At 63.3% G+C, this 21,481-nt stretch carries 29 protein-coding genes; 3 read left to right on the top strand and 26 right to left on the bottom strand.

Translation table 11 applies throughout. The annotated features are described in order from the left end of the window. The first annotated feature begins 64 nt into the window (after window positions 1–64). The 3 genes from N7I30_RS16490 to N7I30_RS16500 all read left to right on the top strand — a co-directional run bounded on the left by N7I30_RS16490 (window position 65) and on the right by N7I30_RS16500 (window position 927). Complete coding sequence (locus N7I30_RS16490) at window positions 65–262, top strand: hypothetical protein (protein ID WP_498640196.1); 198 nt, start codon at window positions 65–67, stop codon at window positions 260–262. 96 nt (window positions 263–358) lie between these two features. Further along, window positions 359–724: a DUF1622 domain-containing protein gene (locus tag N7I30_RS16495; protein ID WP_228240175.1), complete on the top strand. Its 366-nt coding sequence runs from the start codon at window positions 359–361 to the stop codon at window positions 722–724. Window positions 725–729: 5 nt separating this feature from the next. Beyond that, window positions 730–927, top strand: a complete 198-nt coding sequence (locus N7I30_RS16500; RefSeq protein WP_498640198.1) for a hypothetical protein — start codon at window positions 730–732, stop codon at window positions 925–927. 1,282 nt (window positions 928–2,209) lie between these two features. On the opposite strand, the gene N7I30_RS16505 is transcribed toward N7I30_RS16500, so the two are convergent. From N7I30_RS16505 to N7I30_RS16630, 26 genes are all read right to left on the bottom strand, one after another. Next, window positions 2,210–2,866: an SOS response-associated peptidase gene (locus N7I30_RS16505; protein ID WP_498640200.1), complete on the bottom strand. Its 657-nt coding sequence runs from the start codon at window positions 2,864–2,866 to the stop codon at window positions 2,210–2,212. Window positions 2,867–3,207: 341 nt separating this feature from the next. Continuing rightward, a complete protein-coding gene (locus N7I30_RS16510; protein ID WP_483213244.1) occupies window positions 3,208–3,414 on the bottom strand; it encodes a CsbD family protein in 207 nt (68 codons plus the stop codon). A 325-nt stretch (window positions 3,415–3,739) separates the two neighbouring features. Further along, on the bottom strand, window positions 3,740–4,345 hold the full coding sequence (locus N7I30_RS16515) for a hypothetical protein (protein ID WP_498640202.1): 606 nt from the start codon (window positions 4,343–4,345) through the stop codon (window positions 3,740–3,742). 234 nt (window positions 4,346–4,579) lie between these two features. Continuing rightward, window positions 4,580–4,915: a hypothetical protein gene (locus tag N7I30_RS16520; RefSeq protein ID WP_370193552.1), complete on the bottom strand. Its 336-nt coding sequence runs from the start codon at window positions 4,913–4,915 to the stop codon at window positions 4,580–4,582. Further along, the gene (locus N7I30_RS16525) at window positions 4,896–5,336 is read right to left on the bottom strand and encodes a hypothetical protein (RefSeq protein ID WP_498640204.1); all 441 of its coding nucleotides are present in this window, start codon (window positions 5,334–5,336) and stop codon (window positions 4,896–4,898) included. The genes N7I30_RS16520 and N7I30_RS16525 overlap by 20 nt, the downstream gene beginning before the upstream one ends. Window positions 5,337–5,571: 235 nt before the next feature. After that, a complete protein-coding gene (locus N7I30_RS16530; protein WP_498640207.1) occupies window positions 5,572–5,928 on the bottom strand; it encodes a hypothetical protein in 357 nt (118 codons plus the stop codon). A 3-nt stretch (window positions 5,929–5,931) separates the two neighbouring features. Next, entirely contained in the window at window positions 5,932–6,249 is a 318-nt protein-coding gene (locus N7I30_RS16535; RefSeq protein ID WP_370193549.1) for a hypothetical protein, read from the bottom strand. A gap of 2 nt (window positions 6,250–6,251) precedes the next feature. Beyond that, window positions 6,252–6,953 (bottom strand): NlpC/P60 family protein, encoded by a 702-nt coding sequence (locus N7I30_RS16540; protein WP_498640209.1) that lies wholly within the window; start codon window positions 6,951–6,953, stop codon window positions 6,252–6,254. Window positions 6,954–7,415: 462 nt separating this feature from the next. After that, window positions 7,416–8,030 carry a hypothetical protein gene (locus N7I30_RS16545; protein ID WP_498640211.1) on the bottom strand — a complete coding sequence of 205 codons (615 nt, stop codon included), beginning with the start codon at window positions 8,028–8,030 and terminating at the stop codon, window positions 7,416–7,418. Next, window positions 8,000–10,309, bottom strand: coding sequence for a hypothetical protein (locus tag N7I30_RS16550; protein WP_498640213.1), 2,310 nt, complete (start codon window positions 10,307–10,309; stop codon window positions 8,000–8,002). Before N7I30_RS16550 ends, N7I30_RS16545 begins: the two co-directional genes overlap by 31 nt. Window positions 10,310–10,379: 70 nt before the next feature. Then, window positions 10,380–10,781, bottom strand: a complete 402-nt coding sequence (locus N7I30_RS16555; protein WP_498640215.1) for a hypothetical protein — start codon at window positions 10,779–10,781, stop codon at window positions 10,380–10,382. A 9-nt stretch (window positions 10,782–10,790) separates the two neighbouring features. Next, window positions 10,791–12,656 (bottom strand): phage tail protein, encoded by a 1,866-nt coding sequence (locus N7I30_RS16560; protein WP_498640217.1) that lies wholly within the window; start codon window positions 12,654–12,656, stop codon window positions 10,791–10,793. Next, window positions 12,657–13,046 carry a DUF6950 family protein gene (locus N7I30_RS16565; RefSeq protein WP_498640219.1) on the bottom strand — a complete coding sequence of 130 codons (390 nt, stop codon included), beginning with the start codon at window positions 13,044–13,046 and terminating at the stop codon, window positions 12,657–12,659. Beyond that, on the bottom strand, window positions 13,047–13,613 hold the full coding sequence (locus tag N7I30_RS16570) for a hypothetical protein (RefSeq protein ID WP_498640221.1): 567 nt from the start codon (window positions 13,611–13,613) through the stop codon (window positions 13,047–13,049). Then, window positions 13,613–14,290 carry a hypothetical protein gene (locus tag N7I30_RS16575; RefSeq protein ID WP_498640223.1) on the bottom strand — a complete coding sequence of 226 codons (678 nt, stop codon included), beginning with the start codon at window positions 14,288–14,290 and terminating at the stop codon, window positions 13,613–13,615. Before N7I30_RS16575 ends, N7I30_RS16570 begins: the two co-directional genes overlap by 1 nt. A 1-nt stretch (window position 14,291) precedes the next feature. Further along, entirely contained in the window at window positions 14,292–16,412 is a 2,121-nt protein-coding gene (locus N7I30_RS16580; protein WP_498640226.1) for a hypothetical protein, read from the bottom strand. A 3-nt stretch (window positions 16,413–16,415) separates the two neighbouring features. Next, window positions 16,416–16,637, bottom strand: coding sequence for a hypothetical protein (locus N7I30_RS16585; RefSeq protein WP_498640227.1), 222 nt, complete (start codon window positions 16,635–16,637; stop codon window positions 16,416–16,418). Window positions 16,638–16,705: 68 nt separating this feature from the next. Then, the gene (locus N7I30_RS16590; protein ID WP_498640229.1) at window positions 16,706–17,056 is read right to left on the bottom strand and encodes a hypothetical protein; all 351 of its coding nucleotides are present in this window, start codon (window positions 17,054–17,056) and stop codon (window positions 16,706–16,708) included. After that, window positions 17,056–17,484, bottom strand: coding sequence for a phage tail tube protein (locus N7I30_RS16595; RefSeq protein ID WP_498640231.1), 429 nt, complete (start codon window positions 17,482–17,484; stop codon window positions 17,056–17,058). Before N7I30_RS16595 ends, N7I30_RS16590 begins: the two co-directional genes overlap by 1 nt. Before the next feature lie 3 nt (window positions 17,485–17,487). Beyond that, entirely contained in the window at window positions 17,488–17,883 is a 396-nt protein-coding gene (locus N7I30_RS16600; protein WP_498640232.1) for a DUF3168 domain-containing protein, read from the bottom strand. Between the two features lie 3 nt (window positions 17,884–17,886). Then, window positions 17,887–18,348, bottom strand: coding sequence for an HK97-gp10 family putative phage morphogenesis protein (locus tag N7I30_RS16605; protein ID WP_498640234.1), 462 nt, complete (start codon window positions 18,346–18,348; stop codon window positions 17,887–17,889). Next, the gene (locus N7I30_RS16610; protein ID WP_498640236.1) at window positions 18,348–18,674 is read right to left on the bottom strand and encodes a phage head closure protein; all 327 of its coding nucleotides are present in this window, start codon (window positions 18,672–18,674) and stop codon (window positions 18,348–18,350) included. Before N7I30_RS16610 ends, N7I30_RS16605 begins: the two co-directional genes overlap by 1 nt. Window positions 18,675–18,746: 72 nt before the next feature. After that, window positions 18,747–20,237, bottom strand: coding sequence for an SGNH/GDSL hydrolase family protein (locus N7I30_RS16615; protein WP_498640238.1), 1,491 nt, complete (start codon window positions 20,235–20,237; stop codon window positions 18,747–18,749). 70 nt (window positions 20,238–20,307) lie between these two features. After that, window positions 20,308–20,574 (bottom strand): spike base protein, RCAP_Rcc01079 family, encoded by a 267-nt coding sequence (locus N7I30_RS16620; protein ID WP_370194842.1) that lies wholly within the window; start codon window positions 20,572–20,574, stop codon window positions 20,308–20,310. Next, a complete protein-coding gene (locus tag N7I30_RS16625) occupies window positions 20,574–21,164 on the bottom strand; it encodes a head-tail connector protein (protein WP_498640240.1) in 591 nt (196 codons plus the stop codon). Before N7I30_RS16625 ends, N7I30_RS16620 begins: the two co-directional genes overlap by 1 nt. Further along, a complete protein-coding gene (locus N7I30_RS16630) occupies window positions 21,164–21,478 on the bottom strand; it encodes a hypothetical protein (RefSeq protein WP_498640242.1) in 315 nt (104 codons plus the stop codon). The genes N7I30_RS16625 and N7I30_RS16630 overlap by 1 nt, the downstream gene beginning before the upstream one ends. Window positions 21,479–21,481: the final 3 nt, after the last annotated feature.

Here is a 21,481-nt window from a genome sequence, read left to right on the forward strand (position 1 = left end):
ACAAGACGGCGGTTTCGCTGAATGAACGCGTTCGATTAAATCGCGATGATGAATCGTAATCCTGATGACAAGCGATCGGTACAAACTCAGACGCGACGATCACAACTGCTTCAGCATCGTTGATGTCCTCAACGAAGCGCCAGCGAGATTTGGGAGCCTCGATCTTTCGGAGCTGCTATCGATGGAAGCCTCCGAGATGCTCCAGTCCCTGAACCAGCTCGATCAGTTCCAGCGCCGTTTCCAGGAAATCCTCGAGAACTGAGACCTGGCTGAGGCGGAAACCAGCCGCGGCCTTCATTAAACTGGAACGCGCTTTCAGGGCGGCCGTTCGTCCGGTGACCCAGGAAGGGAGAAGCTCGTGGATGAAGCGCTCGGCCTAGCCTTGCATTGGACAACCCGAGGAATTGAAGTCGCAGGCATTCTCGTCATCGTAATCGGGACGATCAGCGCAACGATTTCATTCCTGAGACAGCGACTGGCAGACGCTCGCTCTGAGCCTTTCCACCAATTCCGGTCCAGTCTTGGTCGCTCCATCCTACTGGGGCTAGAGTTCCTTGTGGCAGCAGACATCATCAACACGGTTGCGATCGAGCCGACCCTGGAGAGTCTTGCCGTACTGGCCGGCATCGTCCTAATCCGCACGTTCCTCAGCTTCTCCCTAGAAGTGGAGATTGAGGGGCGGTGGCCTTGGCAGAAGGACCGTCGCCTTTCGCCGGAGACCTGAACCTTATGCCGCACGACCGCTACACCATCAGGCAGAATGCCGTCGGCCGATGCAGCATAATTGATATCTTCACCGATGAGCCTGCCGCGTTCGAGCGTCTGCACCTGATTAACCTGCTCCCCCAGGAAGCCGCCGATCTGCTCGAAATCCTGAACGACGTGGATCGTTTGAAACGCCGCCTGTGGTCGATGGCCGACAATTAGCTCAGGGTTCTCATCGGATCCGGAATGGTAAGGTAGGCGTTCGTTCATTCCCCCGATCTAGTTTGCCTCAGCGCGAACGAATCTCGGCAAGGTTATGAGAACATTCGGAAAGAGAACTCACGGGATAGAGGTGAGATCGGAGCGCCGCACATCTAGCCGAGACCGCCCGGACCCTGTTGACCGAATGACCAAGGAACGTCGAGCGGCTCTGCGTCGGAGCTTGGAGATCGCAGGACGGCTCGACCGCGACGAGCCGAAAGGCGGATCGACTGACAAGCTGTTCATCGCGGTCTGTGCGGTAGTCACTGTGGTCGCTGTAGCGCTCGCGATTGCAGCTCCCAGCAGCCTCTCCGGTGAAGTGACTATAGAAACCAAGCGGCCCGTTGGATTGCCGTGAGCGGAGATCGAGTTGCCGATCCGTCGCCGTATAAGGGAAGTCAGGTGTGCAGGCAGTAGATGACGCGGTCTCTGGCGGTGCTGTTCCGCTGGCGTGGGAGGATCGCAGGGAGGGCTGCTGGCACGGCCTGCGTAATGGCCGGGTTATCGCGTCGGTGATGTCCCAGCCGGATGGCGCGTGGCGCTGGTCAATCCGCGGGGTGAACCCCTTCGGCATTTCGAGGATATCCGGGAGGGAGGACAGCCGGGGAAGTGCGATGGCCGCCGCGCAGGCATCCTGGGACCACTGGTGTGCTGCTCTCGGCCTGAGTGCTGCATAGCGCCTGCATGACGCGCCCTTCCCCAGACCCGCATACCATCGACACCCCCGGCAAGCTCGCCGACGCCCGCATGGGGCTTGTCTGGACCTGCAATGAGTGCCACCGGACGCTCGGCCTGACGCTTGACGAGGCTATTTGTCGCTGGGGACGCAACCGAGTGTTCGTCCGATGGGCGCCGCCGTTGAAGTGCGCCGAGTGCGGCAGTCGGGACATCAGCATGCGGGTGCGGGCGAAGGCGCCGGGGCGAACCTGAAGAACGCCAGCATGATGAAGGCGATACGGTTTCGCGCTGGCTCTCAAGCCTACGCTCCCAAAACCCAGGCGGCCCCCATGATCAGGGTGATGAGGACCAGCATGATGAGGACGCCATGCAGAGCTGACTCGACAACGAACTCGCGGCGTACAGGCTTATCGCTCATGGCAATCACTCCGATTGAAGCGGAGCGGGCTATACGCCTGTCGGCGCGGCCGCACAACGAGGATTTTTGGACGCTTGCTCTACCGGGCAGTTTGCATGTTCGGCATGGCCAAGCCAAGGCGCGTGGGTAGTCGCGCAAGGCGGCAGCCTACTCCCCATCCTTCCGCTCACCACGGGCCACGATCTGCAGCGCATCGTCCGGCAAGGGCCGTTGCAGCGCTGACGCCTCTGGCCAGTCTGCGCGCATCCATGTGTCCATCTCTTCAGCTTCCGTCAGTATGACAGGCATTGCCTTCGGGTGGATTGGTGCCACGACGGCGTTCGGCTCGCAGGTCAGGAAGGCGTAGAGGTCCGCATTGACCTCGCCTTCTTTCGTCTTCCGCACACTGGTCCAGTTCGTCCAGATCCCGGCGAACGCCATCAGGGGCCGGCTCTCGTCCTGCGCGAACCATGCCGGCACCTTCTTACCCTCTGCCGTCGTCTCGTATTCGGAGAAGCTGGTGAACGGCACCAGGCAACGGTTCGTCGGTCCGAGCCATCGGCGCCAGTGCGGCGACTTCACGTTGCGGACATTGGTCACGCCGCTGTCGACCTTGCGGCCCTTCAGCACGAACTGCGGCGACGGCATGCCCCAGCGCATCATCGTCAACTCACGCTCGCCGTTTTCAGCGTTTCGGACCACCGGCGCGGCATAGTCAGGGAAGACGCCAGGCAGCAAGGGCAGATTGCCCGTGCTGTCACGCACGGCGCGGGTGAACTCGCGGATCGCGGTCTGACCCTTGGTAATGGAGTAAAGATTGCACATGCCGCGTCATATAAGGACCGCCGAACAAAAAGCTTCTGCGCTTCACTTCAACAAGGTGCGATGGAGTGTGCCGCAGACCACCGTTTCAGCCGGCGAAGGCTGTCCAGAAGATGACACCCCAGAAAGCCCCTACTCCGAGTACGATTGCGATCCATGCCGCGGCGATGAAAATGACATCCTGTGCCTTATTGAATGATGCGGGACAGTTTCGTTGCATTGCTGAACAGACATCCGATCGTAGGTTGCAAGACATTCAGAATCTCGCAATCAGCATGCCAAACGAAAACGCCCGACCACCGACGAAGGGCAGCCGGGCGTAGTGCTAGCTCAGGCGAGTGAACTTACATGTCGCTCCGCCCTGCTGCCCACTCGTCAACCTGCCGGTGCGCCTCTTCCTTCTCGACGCCGTAGGCTTCCTGGATCCGTCCGGCGAGCATGTCCTTGTTCCCTTCGACCCGGTCGAGATCGTCGTCGGTCAGCTTGCCCCACTGCTCCTTCGCGCTGCCCTTGAACTGCTTCCACTTTCCTTCGATCTGATCCCAGTTCATGACTTGTCTCCCATTGTAGATATGGGCGTACAACGTGAAGTCTGGGAAGGCAGTTCCGTATCGCTTGGGCCATCGGACTGACCGGGAACGAACTGAGACGATCGACGACTGGGCCCCGCCACGGCCAGCAGGGTTAAAGCTTCAGGAACATCGTGTTAACGGTGCAGATGTGATGGCGCATGAGATAGTTTGCGAGCCCCGACGCCGAGGCATCGGGGCTCCGTGGAGCGTTCGATGAGTTGCGCTACATCCAACGGCGTCCACGATCACGAGCCGTGCCTGCCCTGGTGAAATCACCTGCGGGCGGCGGCAATAGTATGTCGCGTCAGCCGTTCGCCTCAGCGGATGCTCGATCGGATACCGCACCGACACGATGGGACTTATGAGTTTCCCGAAGGCGCTGCGCCTGGATTGCCGCGCGAGCATATTGTTCCCAGGCAGACCGGACTGCCATCAGGTTGGCATTAAGCGCTTCAGCGAGACTTTCCAGTTCGTCCAGCTTGGCCGCGCTCTTGCTGAACTTTGCCGACAGATCGCCGCTGACGTCGCCCTTGCGCGCGCTCTCGATCATGCCGGAAAGACTGCGACCGTTCTCGTCGACCTCTGGAACTATCCGTGTCAGCGACTGATGGAGGCGAACTCGCTCGGATTCGGCGGCTTCGAGTGGCGGGCGAAGCTGTTCCATCAGGCGCACCGCATTGCGGCATTCGCGGCCATGCCGGTCCAGGTCGTGACCAAGTCCGACAAAGCCGCCGTCGATGCGGCGAGGCAGACGCGCGGTCGGATCGACGACGCCCTGCCCAGAGATCGGTGAGATGCCGGCCCCGTTTGCCACCTTTTCGCTGCGTTCACTGTAATCTCCCGAAAGAGCTTCCGAAAGGAATTTTGCCATCTCTGGGGAGGTATCTTTGACGTCTACTTCGACGGGCATGCTGAACTCCTGCACTCTCTACGGTGTCTTTCCGTGTGTGGGAATATGCACAGGTTTTTTGAATTGGGTACGCAAGAGTTTAGAAATGGTTAAGCATCAATTTTTCTTTGCTAGCCAAGAAAGTCTAAGATCGAAAAAAGCGCGGCCACCCATGAGCGGTCGCCGAGCCGGTATGCACTGACGATGCGCGCTCGCGATGGTAGCGATATGAAACGGCCGCAGCACGCCGTTGCGTCAGCGCCGCCGGTTCCGCATCTCCTCGCGGATGTCTTCCAGCGTCCGCCCGTTCCGCTTCTGCTCCTCGACGATGCGGTCCATGTCGTGCTCCGACTGCTCGCGAGATTCCTTGATCTCCTTGCGCACGTCGTGGATCGCCTCCAGCATCTTCTTCGCCGACTGCGTATCGGCGAGACTGCCGCCCATGATGGCATAGTGCGGGTCGGCCTGAGCCGTCGCTCGCGGCGGCGCTTGGAACTTGCGGTAGAGGAACAGGGTCGCCCCGCCGATCACCAGGATCACGTAGAACAGCACCCGGGCCCACTCCGGCAGCTCAGCGATGAGGCTTTCCATGCGGCCGCTCTCCGTAAGGGACGCGAGCATCCGTGGCCGCTATCCAGATGTTCGATCCTTCCCCGAGAGCGAGGAATGCGTAGGTGACGGCGCCGGGTGAAGCGACGCCGGACGCCTCCACGCCCAGCGCGAGGGCGGCAAAGACCAGGCCGCCGCCGATGGCGCAGATGCCGCGAAGCTCCGGCGATGGCCGCCAGGCGCCGTTATAGGCGAGGATGACCATGCGCAGCAGGCCGCCCCAGAACATGAGCGCTCCCCATGTACCCTCGTCCGCCCATGCGGCGAGCTCTCGCCATGCCGGCTGGGCGAAGCTGTCGGCAGGGTCGAGGAGCCGAAGGCCGATGCCGGTGATGATGCCGGCGCAGATCCACTCCAGTCGGCGCACCGGAAAGTGGCGGCGCAGTTCGGAGAGGATGATCATCGAGGCACCCAGAGCGACCAGCGGACGCAGCCGCGCCGGTCTCGCCAGGACGCTTCCATCCGCCCCTGCCGATCGAGCCGAATGGCCGGCATGGTTCCGGCGCGGTCGCAGTCGAGGACGACGACGCGCAGCGGCTGCCGCGGCGTCGGCGCTGCATGGGCCGGCGTGAACAGCCACGCAACTGCGGCGGCGACCAATGCGACTCCGACCGCCCATGCCGTCCAGCGCCAGACGCTCACCGCGTCACCTTCTCGATCTGCCGCTGGATATGCGGGACGACGAGATCGGCGATCTTGCTGTCGGACAGCCCAAGCGTCTTCACCGTGTCGGGCACTGAGGACTTCACGTAAGCGATCGCCGCCCCGGTCGCGTCCGAGGTCACCGCCGGGATGACGCGCGCGCCCCCTGCCCGCGCAATGGCCGTCAGCGCCGCATTCTCCAGCGCCGACTGCAGGAGCTTTGCCCGCGCCTCGTCCTTGATGACGTTGTTCGCCTTCAGCCAGGCGATGGCCGCCGGAATCGCGATTGTCGTGAGCACCGTTGCGAGCAGCGGCAGGGCGATGGCGAGCGTGATGTCGAGAATGCTGTCCAAGGATCAGTTCTCCTGTTCGGCGAGAGACTGCGCCGCCAGCACATCGGCATAGGCGGCGGAGGCAGCGGCCAGGGCGGTCGCGGCATCGGTCGGCGGATCGGCGCAGATGCGCGTGACGACGATGTGCGCGTTGCGCTCGGCTGCGATGATCCGAGGCGAGACCGCCCTGTTCTGCGTCAGGACGACGAAGGCGGTGTGCGCCAACGGTTCGTACTGGCAGATGCGGGCGAGCTGCGCCGACACCGGAACCGGGATCTGCGGGTTGGCCGAGACACAGCCGGAGAGAGCGGCAGCGCAGGCCACCAATGCGAACGGCTTCATGGTCACGCCTCGTTCTGGCTGATGGCGCCGGTGGCCGCCTTGGCGACCGATCCGGTGGCGGTGGCGTCGGTCTTCGGCCAGCGGGCGCCGAGGAAGCGATCCTTCGCCATCCGCGTCACGCTGATCTGGTTAGACTGGTTGCCGCCGAGGACGTGGTAGGTGCTGGCGTCCTCGCCGACATAGAAGGCGACGTGCCCCGAAATGCCGTTCCGCGAGCCGCGCCAGAACACCATCACCGCGCCGAGGCGGGGCTTGGTCTCGACGCCGAACTTGAGCCAGTTGCGGGCCAGGTAGGGATTGGTCGGAATCGGCTCGTCGGGGAGCGTCAGCTTGATGGCTGTCTGGACGAAGTCGCCACACCACGGCAGCTTGCGCGGGTCTCCGAGGGTCGGGCCGTCCGAGCGCAGCCAACTGGAGAGCGCGGTGTAATCCTTGACCTCGTGCAGGCCCATCTTCGAGCGCGCCTCGACCATCCAGACGGGCTCGCCGGAGACGATCGGCTTGGCCTTGGCCTTCGCGTCCTCGTCGAACAGGAGGTGCAGGGACTGGATCACCGGATACGGCCGGGCGACGAAGCCATGCGCGGCCTTAAAGTCTTTGAGCGCGGTCTCGGTCTTCGTGCCGGCGTCGCCGTCGATTTTGCCGAAGTAGTAGCCAAGCTCCTGAAGCCGGGCCTGGACGGACTGGACGATCTCTTTCGACATGATGGTCTCCGTTGCGGGCATGAAAAAGCCCGCCGCGGATGAGCCGGGACGGGCATGAGAATGACGCTGTGTCTGGATCAATTGTGATATGATGCGGTGTCGCGGTGCTCGCCCTGCAGGCTGGCCTCCAAGTTCGCGACAGGCCCGGTGGCTCTCTTCCCAAAAGCGTGGCTGCCGGGCCGCCTATCGCGAACCCATGAGCAACGCCGCCACGAGAGCGCCATCTATTCAAGTCAGATGAGGTTAGTTGCGGCAGTAGGGATACGGACCGTGACTAGGCCCGGCAGTTCCTTTGCCCGCGATGCGATGCTGTCGGGCCGCCTGCGTCAAATCGCCAATGACAAAGGCGCGCCTCGCAGACGCCGGTCATGATGTCGCGCGCGCGGTTTGTCGCGTGGGAGGGATATGCTCCCGTCCAGGCCCGACGGTGCCTTAACCGGAACTAACACTGCGGGGTCGCAATCAGTCTGCTGACGACGTCGGTTTGAGATCATACGCCGCCTTGATGACGAACTTCTTGCCGTCCCAGGTGTGCATCCCGACACAGGCTTCGTTGCTCTCCTTGGCCTTGTGGCCCTTCTTGACGAGCGGTTCCGAGGATACGGATACGACCTCACCGTCGCGTTCGCGCACCAGCACCCAGCGCTTGTCGCGCGGCTCCTTGCCGGCACCGTCCCAGAGCCGGTCGCCGCACCATTTGTCGCCGACCACGGCGTTGTCACTGGCAACCGCGAACATCTGGCCCGAAGGGATGTCGCGGTAGACGATGTCGACGACCATGCCGGTGATGTCGCCGGGATTCTGGCGCACCAGCGCCTGCCGCTTGCCCTTGGGCTCGTGCTCCAGCAGCTTCATCTTGCCGTTCTCGCACAGCGTGAAGCAGAGCACGTCGCCGGTCTTGAACGAAAGCGATGGCTGGCCGTTCAGCAGGAGGTCGCCGTCCTCGCCGTCCATCGTCTGCGGCAGGATCGTCACCTCGTCCGGCCCGGTGCGGACCATGTTGATGTTCAGAGTGATCGTGGAAATCATGTTTATCGTTCCTTCGCTCAGGCGGCCTGACGGCCGGTTTCGATCCATTCGGCGGCATCGATCGCACTCTCCAGGAAGATCCAACTTCCTGCCGGCGCGGCCCAGTTGACGCCGCCGTTTAGGCGGAGATTGCCGCCACCCGCGTGCTGCAGTGTCAGACCGTTATCGATGCGCAGTGCGAGCCGGCGATTGCGATGACTGACGGTCGCGTTGATATTGCCGACCGTCGTTGTGCCGGTGAGATGGTGCTGCCGAACTCCGATCGGAGGCGCAATTGTGGTCGCGGAGGCGACGTTCGGTGTGCCGAGATCCGTGTCGACATCCTCACTGATCTGAACGCGGGCGCCGATCGCAGCTGCCATCTGGATTCGAGTGGAAGCGCCCTTCAGGCGCCCGCCGCTGACCTTCAGCATCGTGCCGTTGCGAAGATCAATCGCTGCAGCAGCGAGGTTCGGCAGATCGACCGCCTGCGTCGTGAGATTGTCGATGATGGCGCCATCCGGGCCTACGCCGCCATTGCCAACGATGCAGTAGAAGCGCCCGCCCGAGTTCGCGACAACATCGATGTCCGCGCAACTCGTGTCCGACACCAACAGGTCGCGCCCATTTTCGAGCAACATGCAGTCGCCGATGGCCTGCCGCATGTCGTAGCCCATCAGCTTAATCTGCCGGGGAGCCGTACCTGCGACATAATACATCGCAGTGGAGCCGTTCAGCATTTGGCCTGCCGAGAAAGTCACGGCGTTCAGCGGATTGGCCTGATTTGAGACAACTGTTACGGCATATGCCGCGCCGCCGTTGATCGCTTCGTAGGTGTCCTGCCCGGAGAAGAAGTTGTAGCCGTCCTGGCCGTTCGACGTGACAGACAGGCACGTCACGTCGCAGCCCCAGATGTGGTTACCGACCGATTTAATCTGATCGAAGCCATCCATCACGCCACCGTTCTGGATGCCGATGCCGCCGCCTCGATTCGAGAGCATGTGGATGTTGTGGCAGATGCCGGTTGTAACGCCCGGGGTCGCCGTTGATACGCCTTCGATGTACCAGAGATAGGAGCCCGAGATCGCTGGCTTGGAGTTTGGCGCGATCCAGGTATTCCGCGACATCTGCTTCTCCAGCGGACCTTCGCAGGAGACGAACTCGATGCCCTGATAAATGTTGAAAAAGGTGTTCTGCTCGATCGTGAACTGCTGGACCTCGAACAGGCGGAACAGCTTGCCGGCAGTCGGCTTCTGGTTGGTGTTATCGCCGGCCACTGAGCATTCGGTGAACGAGAAGCCGTAGGAGGCCTTAGACCCGTTGATGTGTCCGATGATGTCGAACAGTAGAATGCCACCGGTGCCGTAGACACGCGTGAGCCAGTCGCCGCGGCCAATGATCTTGCAGGCGCGAAAATCGACGACCACCGTGGAAGACAGCCCGTAGTCGCCCTGTTCGAACTGCAGGACGCCGCCGACAGAGCCGGAGATCACCCTCTGTTTCAGGAACGCGATGGCCGCCAGGATGCCAACCGTGCAGTCGCCGACCGGGTTCGCGCCCCACCATTCGGACCAGATCGAATTTCCGGGCAGCTTTGGCGAGCCAAGGACCGTGCCGCCAAGCGACACATCAAAGATGCGAAACGGCAGCGCATAGAGTGAATTCGAGAACGTGACCGTGATGGTGTTGTCGGGCCGGAGGATGCCGCCCTCGAAGAAAACCTCGGACGCCAAGGTCATAGGTGAGCCGAGCCGATACGTGCCCCAAGTGATCACCAGCGGAATATGCAGCGCGACGGCGGCCTGATCAGCCAACTGGATAGCGTTCGCGTCACCAGTGATGCCACCAGTTCCGACCGCGCCGAGGTGGTACGGGGTCAGGCGATCCCCGGCAAATTCCCAGTGCTTGCTGCCGCTGTTGGTCGTGAACTTCGCGCCATGGGACGGAGCCGATGCGACCTTCCGATAAGGCCCCCCGCCCTTGCCCGTGGCCGACGAGTAACCGCTGACCCAGATGCGTTCGATCCCATCGGGCACGTCAAGCGCCGGCATCCCGGTGACGGTGGCATATATCGGGACATTGCCCTGGCTTACGGCGTCGGAGGCGTATCCCGCTGCGATGTCGCGCGCCGCCTCGGCAGCGATCCTGTCGGCATCGGCGAGTGCAGCGCTTGCGGCGGCTTCATCGGCCGCAGAGCCGATGTCGAGCCACTCGCCCCATGTGCCGCCCGGGTTTTGCCAGCGGATCATGTAATCGCTGATCTCGTGGGGCGGCTTGTTCCCCTGAAGACCCCGCGGCCCGCGCTCAGGCAGGGCGAGATCAGGACCGCGCACTTTGGTATAGGCCATGCTGTTCTCCGCGCATGAAAAAGGCCCGCCGAAGCGAGCCTGCTGGGGTGTTGAATTGGGTTTCGTCCCGCTAAGCGGTCACGCGCCCTGGATAGACGATCATCGCGCCTCGGAACCGCTCCTGGTAACGAATGCCGTCGTCTGGATCGCTCGTCTCGGCTATGCTCTGGACGCAGAAGTGATCCCACTTGCCGACCGGAATGTCGGAGATCACAGTGGAGCGTCCGACATTGATGCTGGCGAGGCCGCTCACCGCGTCATCAACGACGATGGTCCCGTCCGCCGTCGAAAGCTTCTTGATGAGAACCGAATGATCGTAGACGGGCCGAATGAATATCTCGATCGTCACGTCTGTGAGGTCAGTCGGCGTGTCGCCATCTAAGAAGCGTGGAAGCGGGTCGTACCAGTCCTCGTCCTGTACGATTTCGCATGTGGCGATCGTATATGGTGGCTGGACAATTACGGTAGCCATGATGCCTCGCTATGTGATGGTGATGGGGTAGTCCGAAGACCACGGGCCGATGGCTGTGACGCCGGCATTCATGCGAATGCGAACCTGATGAAGACCAGTGTCGACCACGTCGCTCTCCGCGCTGTCTCGCGTGCCAGCCACTGTCATGGCCGTGTACGACAGGGCACCGTCTTCGCGGAACTGCACTTCGTAATTGCGGTTGAGCGCGACTGCCGCCGTCCAATCCGCGCGGATCTTCGGCCCCGCAATCTGCGAAAGCGTGATGACTGGCGGCGTCAGTTCCAGATCAGGTGACGTGTCCGGCGGGACCGATGTGGACGTGCCCTCTTCCGCGGTGGTCCAGTCATAGGACGCGGCGTTGGCCGAGCGCAGCGACAGGCGAACCCCGCTGAAGTCTGGCAGAAGCTCCGGCCCGCCCTCGACCCAATACGGGCCGTTGATGTCCAACTCAGGCCAGTTTAGCGTGATGACACGTTCGCCGATGGCGTTCAGGCCGTTCAGGTTGGTGACGACCTCGCCGACCCAATCGCAGTTCTCGCGGGCCATGCGGATCTTCGCGAGGCGGCGCGACTGGCCGTGCGCCGGCACCTGGACGAGATCCGCCGGGACCGTGACGAGCTGCCCCGTCGCCGCGATGTCGTCCACGTCCTGCCAGGGCTCGCCTTCGTTCTCTACGTAGCCGAGCGCCGGTTCCATGTATTGGATCGACAGCTCGTTGAAGCGCGACATCGCGTCCGGCGGCGCGAAGTTGGTCTCGATGATGTGGCCCAGATCCGCGTCGATAGTGACGGTCGGCGCTTCCCACTTGCCGCCGCGGATCGCGACCTTGCCGTCCTGCGACGGGAACAGCCGCGCGTCGCAGGCTTCCAGAAGGCGGGCCAGAACGTCCTTGCGCGCCTCCGTCAGTGCGACTGAGGTCGCGACCCGGTAGCGCTTCTCAGTGCCGCCCGCGGCCAACGGCACGGCCTCGTCGCAAATGTTCGCCATGGCGATGAAGGACGGCAGGTCCATCTTCGTGATGGCGCGGTCGTAGCCGTCCTCATGCGTCAGATAGTCGAGGATGCACAGCGCCGCGTTGTCGCGCCATTCCCACGTGGACTTATCGGCATGGCGATGCGAGCCGCTGCCGCCGGCCACCGTGGAATCCTTGCGCGGATCGTAGACCCGAGCGCCGCGCACCAGCGCAGAGACCTGCGGTTCACCACTCGGATAGTGCGCCTGGAACTCGTCGTCGGCGCCGGTCTGGCAAACGACCACGATGTACGCGGTGCCCCTCAGGCGGTGATTGGCCGACCATTCCGGGAACGTGCTGTTGAGGTAGGGATCGACAGCCTGGTCGTCGGTTCCGAAGTGCCACGCAATGCGGACCAGCGGATTGCTGCCGTTCTCATATGGCGCGCTCTGTACCCAGCCGGAGCCGTCGATCGTTGCCGGGGAATCCTGCAGGTAGATCTGTTCGAATGCATCCACCTGTCGCGATGAAACCAGCACGGCCTTGAACAGCGTACTGTCGCGCGTTTCGTAGAACGCGAGCGACCCGCTGACCTTGACCCGCCCGTAGTGCCAGATGCGGGCCGGGATTGCCTGCCGCGCCTCGACCTGCCCGTCGCTGGGCTTGGGCTGCTGGGGACGATTGAACAGCGAGGCGACGTAGGAGACGCCGAGGCCGAGCGCGATGGTGCCAACGGTCGAGGCGATCGAGCCCAGCACGCCGACACCGATGATGGCGTTGGCGACCGCGACACTCGCGCCGGCCTGAAAGGCTGCGAGGGCGATCGGCATGAAGATCGGATCGGCCTTTGCCGGGATCGTGACAACGGTCAGCGACGCCATGACCGTGGAAGCGGCCAGCGCAGCGCGAACGGATCGCAGCATTCAAACTCTCCAGGCTGCGAGAATGGGCACCTGCCGAAAGCGCAGACCGCCGGGGCCGATGCAGGCCGTCCATGCGCCGGTCACGATTGCGCCCAACTCGCCCTCAGGGGCGTCCACGAGCGCGATATCGCCTCGGCGGGCGGCATTGGTGCGGCGGATGCCGAGCGGCGCCACAGCAGCCCCTATGAGGGCTTCACGCGAACCGTGCTCTGCGATGATCCGATAGGCGGCGATGCGAGTGGCGTAGCGGCTGCGGAACTGCCCCGCCGGGTTGACGCCATGGCGAACAGCGACCCACTCGCCGAGCCAAGACAGGCAGTCGGCGCCGTCATCCGCCCATGAAAAAGGCCGCTCAGCGGCGGCCTTGAGGAAGTGCGAGAGGTCGTCCATCTAGAAGGTCGGCCAGGATAGGCGTTTATTCTTGAGCGTCGGGATGAACTGGCATCCGAGGTCGCCGGGGAACCGCGCCTGCTGATCGCGGTCGGACCAGTAGGCGAAAGCGGCAAGGTTGCGCGTCGTCCAGATCGTCTCGGCCGTCATGCTGATGGATCTCTGGGACGGGCCTTTCGCGCCATAGCCGATCGTATCCATGATGAGCTGCCGGACGACCCACTTCTCACCGAGGGGCTGCATGGTGTCGACATCGAGGAACAGCGCGTAGATCGTCACGTCGCGACCGCGCACGCTGTCACCGGAACGGGCCAGCGTCACGAACTCAGGATCGACACCGGAGAGCGCGAAGGTCACCTTCTCGGCAGCGTCGTTCTCGCCGAACTTGATCGCCGAAATGGAGCCAAGCTCGCCGGTTCCCAGCCATTCGTAGCCGTCGAGATCCATCACGCCGTTGCCATTCCAGACGCGGCGAACACCCTCCGCGAAATCGAACTCGACGAGATTGACGAGGTGGACGACCTTCTCGGCCATCGCTGCCTGCTGGAGAGCAGAGAAGTCTGCCATCAGATGCTCTCGACGAAGCTAAGATCGACGAAGCCCCAGCGCGCCACTTCCAGATTGAGGCTACCTTCGTCGTCTGACATCAGGCGCATCTCGCAAGTCGGCCGAGTGAAATCGACCGCCTGCCCCAGCGTGACTGCATCGCGCAGCGGCGGCATGATCGAGAACGTTGTGGCGTTGACCACTGCGGTGATGAGATGCAGGCGCCCTGGCGCTGGCGAGAAGTATTGCCCCGCGCGAATGGCCGAGCCCTGGCTGACCGTGATCTGCACTGTCGTGGAGCGCCGAGCCGCTGCCGCCGCAAAGGCGGCGTTGACCTGACTTTGCGGTGGGATCTCCGGGTCTTCGAACTGCGTGCCGTCAAGCCGCTTGCGGCGGGTAAACGTCGGGTCGAGCGTGCGCCCGTAAGTGTCGACGGGCCAGTTCGCCCGGAACCAGTCGAAGGCTGGAACCAGCACAGTGCCTGCCCGTCCGCGTATCCCGATGTGGAATGCACGCCATGCGAGGATGGCGTCGTCGTTCTTGATGGGGATGCCGGACAGTTGCGCTGTCCAGCGCCCGGCACCCGATGCCACGATCTGTTCCTGCCCATTCGTTGCAGCGCCGCCGGATCGGCTGACGTTCTGAATGCTGAATGCGATGGTGCGCGGGTAGATGTCCGCAGGCCAAGCTGTCGCCATGCTATCCGGTCCTCCGCTGGCGATCTTGCTGGAGCTGAGGGAACTGGCGTGCGGATTGCTGCATCGCCGACTGGCTAGCTGTCTGCGCCTCACGACGGGACACGCTGGTAACGAACGGCATCAGGTTGCCGGAACTGTCAGCATCGACACCGACGGTGACGTGGATCGAGCCGCCGCCTGCTCCGATGTTCTCGTTGGCGACGATCGAACCCGAGCGCCCAGGCGAGAACAGTTCGGGGCCGTTCTCTCCGACGACATACGCCTTGCTGCTGGACACCGGCCCGCCGGCAGCACGGAAGCCACCGAACAGCCCGCCCAAGATCGAGCCGAGAAGGCCACCGCCGCCACCGGAGCCGCCACCCATCAGCGCCTGAAAGCCCTGATTGAGCAGCATGTCGCCGAGGCTCGACAGCACGTCCGCGAGAACGTCCTTCAGCTTCTTGGAGCCGTCAATCAGGCCCTTGAAGGAACTGCTGATCGTCTGGCTGATGTTCTGGCCGATCTGGCCCAGAGACGAGAGGCTGTCTTTGCTGGCGTCGGTCTCCTTGCGAAGCCCCTTCCATGCGTCGGCCGCCTTCTTGCCAGCCCCTGCCAGACCGCCGCCCTTGCCGCCGCCAGAGCCGCCGCCTGCTTCGCTGCCGCCAACCGCTGCGGCAGCATCCTCCGCAGATCGCGTGAAGCTCTGCGCGGATTCGGTAGCGCTGTCGAAGGACGAGGCAATCGCGCCGACGTAATCCTTCTGAGCGCCAGCGAACGCCGCAGATGCGGCGCCAGCAGCACCAGCCGCGGCGCCTGCATAGGGATTGGCGACGCCGTCCATGCTCGGGGGCAGGATGTTGATTGGCGCGTCGAGCATCGGGATCGCGATGCCGGCGTCACGCAGCGTTCCGTTGATAGAGGCGATCACGCCGTTGACTTCGGCAATTGCCGTGCGGCCCATGTTCTGGATGCCGCGCACGAAAGCGTCGGCGGCCTGATGCGCGATATCGCCCATTGCGGCAGGAAACTGGCGCCACGTCGCCATGATGGCTTCGAACGCACCGACCATCGCCCCGATGGTCGCATTTGCCCCAGCCTTGAAGACGCCGACGACATCAACGCCGATCGCCTGCTTGATCTCATCGCGGAAGTGGTAGACCGCCGTGATAGCGACCGTCAGGCCCACGACCAAAGCGCCAAGCGGATTGGCCGCCGCAGCAACCGCCACCGCACGGAGTGCGCCCACAAGCGCCGTGCCGAGCGCCGTGGCTGCACCGTAGATCGCAGCGATGATCTGCGGGCTGATCATCAGCGCCAGGGAGCCGCCGGCAACCGCTGCATATTCGGCGACCGTTGGCAGATAAGACAGCATCTCGACGAGGCCGCGCGCCGCGGCCACCAGCGCCTCAGACACGACGACGAGCGCCGGCAGGAGTGCGGAGGCCAATGCGGTCGTCACGCCCTGCGCCGCATAGCCGATGCGCGAGATGTTATCGTTGAACGCTTCAGCGCGCTTTCCAGTCTCGGCGCTGATCGTCAGGCCGAACGCATCGGCCTCGTCCGTCAGTTCCTTGAGCGCCGCCGATCCACCGTTGAGGAACGGGATCATGTCCGCGCCGGAGCGGCCCATCAACTGCATGGCGAGCGCGGTCTTCTGTGCTCCATCAGGCATAGTGGCGAACCTGTCGCCGATCTCGCCCATGATGTCGGTGGCCGACTTCAAGCTGCCATCCGCACCTTTGACGTTGATGCCAAGCTGCTTGAACGCTTTGGCGCCCTCGCCTGTCCCTGCTGCCGCATCCGACATATTGCGGGAAAGCCGCTGCACGCCGGTCTGAAGCTGGCCCATCGCCACGCCGGACAGATCCGCCGCATACTTCAGGCGCGACAGTTCCTCGATCGGAATGCCGATTTTCGCTGCCGTTTTGCTGAGCGCATCCGCGTCGTTGATGATGCCGCGGATCGCGACGCCGATGCCGGCAATGGCGGCGACCGCCGCAGCCGCAGCCGCGACGAACGCCGTCTTCATCATCTGCCCGACCTTGGACAGCGTTCCCTGTGCGCCCTGAAGCCCCTTGTCAAAAGCGGCGGTGTCGATCCCGAGATTGACCCGGAGCGCACCGATGACGGCATTACCGGCCATGCATCACCCTTTCCGCCGGCCCGAAAGCCACGACCTGACCACTGCCTCGATCTGTTCGGGCAGCATCTTCTGAGGCCGGGCGGGTTTGTCGCTCGGCATCATGTCTTTGAGTTTGGGGAACTTCTTTGCCCGGTAGAGCGCAGCGGTTGTCCAGCCGAGCCATGCCCGGCCTTCCTGTTCCTGCTTCGCCCTGCGGGTCCGCCCATCGACGACCGCAGAGAACATCCGGGGGGTCTGACGCCAGAAGTCTTCCGGCGGCAGGCCGAACTCCCCCGTCCATGTGCCGTAGAGGCTTAGCCAGTCCGGCCCTTCCGGCTCTTCGGAGGGCGGCTGTTGGACGTGCCGACCTCCGTAGCCGGGAATGACGCCTGGAACGCCTTGGCGACAAGCTGCCCAGAATCGCCAGCGCCGACCGCCGTGATGATGTCGCCGGCCTCTTCCACGCTCACGTCATGGTAGCGCTTCAGGCCGATCTGGAAGACCTTGCGAAATGCCGACGCCTTAGCGCCCATCACTTCGCCGAGGTCTTCCATCTTGATGTCGAATTCTTCCTCGATCGCGACGATCGCATTGAAGTCGAACACCAGCGTGTATTCGGCGCCATCCGCCTCGAAGGCGACCTCGCCCTTGATCGAGTTCGCCATTAGGCAGCCGCCGTCCACGTCTCAGCACCCGAAGGCGCAACGGTGATCGTCGCCGTCATCTTGTCGTCGATGGGGATCGCCTTCGAATAGCTGAGAAGCACAGCATCGAAGCTGACGGTGACGCCATTCGGGAACTCGATGGTGTGGGTGCGGGTCTCGCCGCTGGTGCGGAGATCGCGCAGAAAGATATCGGTGGCGCTGCCCGGCACCCAGTTGATGGTGAAGCTTGCCTCGCCCGGATCGATCAGGCCGGCGATGAACTCGCGGCGACGATCGGGGCTCTGCATGTGAGTGACATCGACGCGATCGGTCGATTCCTCGCCGGGGGCGATCTCGACCACCTCGCCGATCTCGACAAGAGCGCCGGGGCTCTCGCCATCGTCGATCGAGTATTTGCTGTTGTAGCCAATCATTGCTTCGGTTGCCATTGGTCAGGTCTCCTGATGCCAGATGATGAAATCGAGGCTGATGCGGTGGAAGTCTTCCCCGCCCGAGCCCTGCTCGTAGGATTGCCGCTCGCTATCGAGGAACGACCCATGAAGGCGGATGCCGCCGATGGTGGTTTGAAGGCCGCTCAGTGCGGCAGCGACAGCGCGCGAAACGCCGATCGCGGAACCGTAGGTTTTGCCCCAGCAATCGACTTGGATGCGGCTGTCAACGAGACCCGAAGCGCCGGCCATCATGTAGTCGCGTGTGCCGCCGACGCGGGTGAGAACGACCGATGGTGACGCCTGCGCCTGCGGGCGCGCATTCCAGTTGACGCGGTTATCGACGAGCGCCGTCAGCCCGGCGTCGGCCAGGAGATAGGCGGACAGAGCCTCTTCCATTGATCAGCCCTTCCTGGCGAGCCGTGCCATCTTGCGGGCGTGGCGCTGTGCGGCCTTCTGGATCTCGGCCCAGAGATCATCCTTGATGCTTTCGAGGACGCCATTTTTCTCGGCATCCCAGGCAGCGCGCATGAACGGCTGCGGGCTATGATCGACCGTTCCGAATTCCTGCGTGATCGCCTGCGGCAGACCACCAGCGCCGACGAACATCTCGACCGAAGCTTTGTCGCTCTTGAACATCTTGCGGTGAACACCGCGCTGCCGGCGGGTGAGCTTGGTGCCGACGCCGATGCTCTCGCGCAGCGCGCCCTCGTCCACCGGGGCTTTTGATGCCGCGCTGTCGGCAACCGGCTGCGCTGCCTTCTTGAGTGCCCGCCGCAGCGCCGCCTTGCCAGTCGACCGCGGCAGTTCTTTCAGCGCCGCTTCAAGCTCGCGAAGGCCCTCGACCTTGACCGTCTCGGCCATCAGTCAGCCCTTGCGTTGGCAGTAATCTCCAGGCCCTCGCGGCGCCCGATCTCCTTAACTGCCACGACGTTGTAGGACCTGCCGTCAAAGGTGATGCTCGCCTGGGGATCGAGATCCGCGAACGTCGCAGCCCAGCGGATGCGAAAGCGGGTCGTCACCTCGGCGCCAACCTCCTGCGCCGTCCATCGCTCGCCGTCTCGGATGTCTTCCTTGGAAGCCCAGACGGTCGTCTCGGTCGTGCTGTAGATCGGCTCGTTGAACGCATCACGCCCGGTTTCCGTCTCGCGCACGATGGTGATGCGGCGATCGATGCGTCCTGCGTCCATCTTGCCCTCACATGAAAAAGGCGGCCCCGAGGACCGCCCATATTGCCGCGCTGATGGCGAGGAAGTCAGGCATCATACGGCAGTCCATCCGTCAGCCGGCAGAGGACCATTCGGTGCGACCACGACGCTGTCGTTCACGCGGGTGACTTGACGCCCAGCGTCGCCCTTGGACCGAAGGTTGACGAGCGTGGTGGCGTTGCCAAGTTCCGCTGTGGTTGCGGTGGTCAGCCACTCAGCGTTCAGCGCCGGATACCGATCGTCGTAATCGGCAACGTCCTGCATCGCCATTTTCTTGAACAGTTCCTGCGATAGGGATTCCGAAGAAATGCAACCCTGCATCAGATAAACGGCGTCCGCGCCGGATGCCCTGATCTGCTCCAGCACTGCCCTGATCTGCTGCCAGAGCGTTGTTGCGGTAACTCCTGAATTCTGTTCATTGATGCCGGTATGCAGCACGACCTTCGTCGGCTGGTAGGTCGTGAGCCAGCCGGCAAGGCTTGCGCTCCAATCGCTGATCTTGCTGCCGCCGATGGCCTCGTTGGTGATTGTGCCCGCCCCACCGGCTGCCGTCATCAGCGCGCGTATTTCCGTGTCAAACGGTGCCCCATAGGCGTCGCCATCATCGAACCAGCTATCCCCAATCAGGAGAACCTTGTCGTCTGCCCCGATCAGGGGATCATCGCCCGCAGCCAAATCTGTCAGATCGGCCGCGTGAACTTCTCCGATCCGCAGAGAGTAGGCTGTCGTGCCAGCGGTCGTGCGAGTGACCCGGATCTCGATATCCGTCGACCCCTCGGAGATCTCCACTTCATGCCAGGACAGGAAGGTGTTGAACGCCTTGGTATAGATGCTCACGCCGTCGCGAAGGACCGTCACTGATCCGGCAGCCGCCAGCGTGCTGTCATTGATCCCGCACGAGAAGGCCAGCATGAGGTGCTTGCCACCGGTCGCGATGTCGAGGGACACACCCTCGCCCGCGGCGTCGGTGTTGACGTTCACACAGATCGTTGAATTGGAGTGGATGAACTTCGGGGTAGATGTCGAGGCGTTGGCAGTGCTGGCGAAGTTGATCGCGTTTAGCGCAAGCCCGCCGTAGGGGTTCCACGTCTGCGGTGTGTAGAGACTGTCGGAGTTGTATAGAAACTTGTCGCCGTGCCACAGGCTGAACTCGGATGTCTCACGGAACGCCCGCTTGCGCGTCTGGCCCCAGAGATATTGCGCGAGAGCTTTGCTGCCCTCGGTGGATAGATGCTGCCCAGTTGCGGCTGAATGCGCGTTGTGCAGCCCAACGGCTGCCCCCGTCAGCGAATGCGCCAGCGTGAACACATCTCCTGCGCCCGACACCACGACATTGAACTCGCGCGAGCCGTCGTCGTACTCGACCACAGCATACCATGTGCCGGTTCCTGCATCGGCGGATGGATGGCCACCGGAGCGGGTGAACGTCTTCGTGCCGCTTGTCCCGGCCCCTGCCATGGAGAAGTCGCCCTGCGTATAACTGGCGACCGCAGAAACCGTCCCGTAGCTTGGCCGCGTTGCTGCTGCGGTGGGAACCAGAAACACGTCGGCTGCTGTAGCCCCCCCCCGCCCCGACGCACCGACAGGCCGGTAAGAGACAGGCCAAGGCCAAGCATTAGGCGAGGCCGACAATGTCGGTCGCCGTCGAAGCCGCGCGCACCTGAGTGACCCGAACGGGCAGCGTGGTTCCGGCAGCGACGCCAACGAAGGTCACATCATCACCGCCGTCTGCGGGACGAACGACCAGATCGCCAGCGCCACCAACGTAGAGGCCGCGCGTGACATAGGCGAGGTCGGCATCGGCAGCCGTGATGGCGAAAAGGGTTCCGCTCGAAGCGCTCGAACCCATCGAGTGGCTTCGGTAATTGTCGATGATCGGCATCAGATTGTCATCCTTCGATAGGGCGCGATCAGCGCGTTGACCGTCAAGCTCATGTCGATCCGACCAGCGCCCCGCTCCGAGACGGTGGCACGGTTCTCATACAGATCGCCGACCATCAGCAGGATCGCCGATCGCAGCGACGCCGGCACGTCAGCAGGTTCATCGCCAAAGCCAGCGGTGAATGTGACTCGGACAGACCCCGCGTCCATGCGCGCCGAGGGCCAGACGGTATCCAGCGAGGCTGCAACGTAAGCGCTCATGTGGTCGGACAGGATGCGGAACGATCCGCTGTCCACCGTCTGCTCAACGCCATCGGCATCGTCGTATGTGACCGCGGCCGCCGAAACGTTCGGCAGAGGCAGGCGCAGGATGCGGCAAAAGCCGTCGAAGTCCTGGCGCCACTCCTGATTGATCAGCGCGCGGCCGAGGGCGCCGCTGTAGCCGTCGAGGTGAGCCGTAGCTGCCTCGATATAAGTCGTGATCAGGCTGTTCTCGTCGTCATGATCGACGCGGAGGTGCTGCTTCACGTCGGCCAGCGCGACGGGGAGCGCCGCCGGCGCCGTGATGAGAACCGGCGGACGCGAGATCATTACGCTGCCGCCACTGCGGCGGTAGCCGCACTCGTTTCGGACGCGGAGCCGGTCCAGTTCGTGCCGGTAACCGTCACAGTGATGACCGCGCCCACATCGTCGGCAACAAGGTCATAGGTCGATCCGGTCGCGCCTTCTATCGCCGCGGCGTCGCGCTCCCACTGATAGGTCAGCACGGGCGCTTCCCGACCGGTCCAAGTACCGCCGACCGCAGTCAGGGTCTCACCCTCGGTCGCAGTGCCGGTGATCGTCGGGGTAACCGTATTCTCGGGCGCGAGCGGCAGGCCACCCGTCGCCCCGATGAAGCCGGCCATCGT

The sequence above is a fragment of the Aurantimonas litoralis genome (assembly GCF_026153195.1).
Lineage (GTDB): Bacteria > Pseudomonadota > Alphaproteobacteria > Rhizobiales > Rhizobiaceae > Aurantimonas > Aurantimonas coralicida.

Excerpts from the sequence above, each read along its gene's own strand:
- N7I30_RS16585 (WP_498640227.1), bottom strand. The coding sequence starts at position 16,637 with ATGTTCTCTGCGGTCGTCGATGGGCGGACCCGCAGGGCGAAGCAGGAA.
- N7I30_RS16605 (WP_498640234.1), bottom strand. The coding sequence starts at position 18,348 with ATGGCCGAGACGGTCAAGGTCGAGGGCCTTCGCGAGCTTGAAGCGGCG.
- N7I30_RS16515 (WP_498640202.1), bottom strand. The coding sequence starts at position 4,345 with ATGCCCGTCGAAGTAGACGTCAAAGATACCTCCCCAGAGATGGCAAAA.
- N7I30_RS16565 (WP_498640219.1), bottom strand. The coding sequence starts at position 13,046 with ATGGACGACCTCTCGCACTTCCTCAAGGCCGCCGCTGAGCGGCCTTTT.
- N7I30_RS16560 (WP_498640217.1), bottom strand. The coding sequence starts at position 12,656 with ATGCTGCGATCCGTTCGCGCTGCGCTGGCCGCTTCCACGGTCATGGCG.
- N7I30_RS16550 (WP_498640213.1), bottom strand. The coding sequence starts at position 10,309 with ATGGCCTATACCAAAGTGCGCGGTCCTGATCTCGCCCTGCCTGAGCGC.
- N7I30_RS16600 (WP_498640232.1), bottom strand. The coding sequence starts at position 17,883 with ATGGAAGAGGCTCTGTCCGCCTATCTCCTGGCCGACGCCGGGCTGACG.
- N7I30_RS16540 (WP_498640209.1), bottom strand. The coding sequence starts at position 6,953 with ATGTCGAAAGAGATCGTCCAGTCCGTCCAGGCCCGGCTTCAGGAGCTT.
- N7I30_RS16595 (WP_498640231.1), bottom strand. The coding sequence starts at position 17,484 with ATGGCAACCGAAGCAATGATTGGCTACAACAGCAAATACTCGATCGAC.
- N7I30_RS16590 (WP_498640229.1), bottom strand. The coding sequence starts at position 17,056 with ATGGCGAACTCGATCAAGGGCGAGGTCGCCTTCGAGGCGGATGGCGCC.
- N7I30_RS16555 (WP_498640215.1), bottom strand. The coding sequence starts at position 10,781 with ATGGCTACCGTAATTGTCCAGCCACCATATACGATCGCCACATGCGAA.
- N7I30_RS16525 (WP_498640204.1), bottom strand. The coding sequence starts at position 5,336 with ATGATCATCCTCTCCGAACTGCGCCGCCACTTTCCGGTGCGCCGACTG.
- N7I30_RS16575 (WP_498640223.1), bottom strand. The coding sequence starts at position 14,290 with ATGGCGACAGCTTGGCCTGCGGACATCTACCCGCGCACCATCGCATTC.
- N7I30_RS16570 (WP_498640221.1), bottom strand. The coding sequence starts at position 13,613 with ATGGCAGACTTCTCTGCTCTCCAGCAGGCAGCGATGGCCGAGAAGGTC.
- N7I30_RS16630 (WP_498640242.1), bottom strand. The coding sequence starts at position 21,478 with ATGGCCGGCTTCATCGGGGCGACGGGTGGCCTGCCGCTCGCGCCCGAG.
- N7I30_RS16610 (WP_498640236.1), bottom strand. The coding sequence starts at position 18,674 with ATGGACGCAGGACGCATCGATCGCCGCATCACCATCGTGCGCGAGACG.
- N7I30_RS16510 (WP_483213244.1), bottom strand. The coding sequence starts at position 3,414 with ATGAACTGGGATCAGATCGAAGGAAAGTGGAAGCAGTTCAAGGGCAGC.
- N7I30_RS16535 (WP_370193549.1), bottom strand. The coding sequence starts at position 6,249 with ATGAAGCCGTTCGCATTGGTGGCCTGCGCTGCCGCTCTCTCCGGCTGT.
- N7I30_RS16620 (WP_370194842.1), bottom strand. The coding sequence starts at position 20,574 with ATGCCGATCATCGACAATTACCGAAGCCACTCGATGGGTTCGAGCGCT.
- N7I30_RS16500 (WP_498640198.1), top strand. The coding sequence starts at position 730 with ATGCCGCACGACCGCTACACCATCAGGCAGAATGCCGTCGGCCGATGC.
- N7I30_RS16545 (WP_498640211.1), bottom strand. The coding sequence starts at position 8,030 with ATGGATCGAAACCGGCCGTCAGGCCGCCTGAGCGAAGGAACGATAAAC.
- N7I30_RS16520 (WP_370193552.1), bottom strand. The coding sequence starts at position 4,915 with ATGGAAAGCCTCATCGCTGAGCTGCCGGAGTGGGCCCGGGTGCTGTTC.
- N7I30_RS16505 (WP_498640200.1), bottom strand. The coding sequence starts at position 2,866 with ATGTGCAATCTTTACTCCATTACCAAGGGTCAGACCGCGATCCGCGAG.
- N7I30_RS16580 (WP_498640226.1), bottom strand. The coding sequence starts at position 16,412 with ATGGCCGGTAATGCCGTCATCGGTGCGCTCCGGGTCAATCTCGGGATC.
- N7I30_RS16490 (WP_498640196.1), top strand. The coding sequence starts at position 65 with ATGACAAGCGATCGGTACAAACTCAGACGCGACGATCACAACTGCTTC.
- N7I30_RS16625 (WP_498640240.1), bottom strand. The coding sequence starts at position 21,164 with ATGATCTCGCGTCCGCCGGTTCTCATCACGGCGCCGGCGGCGCTCCCC.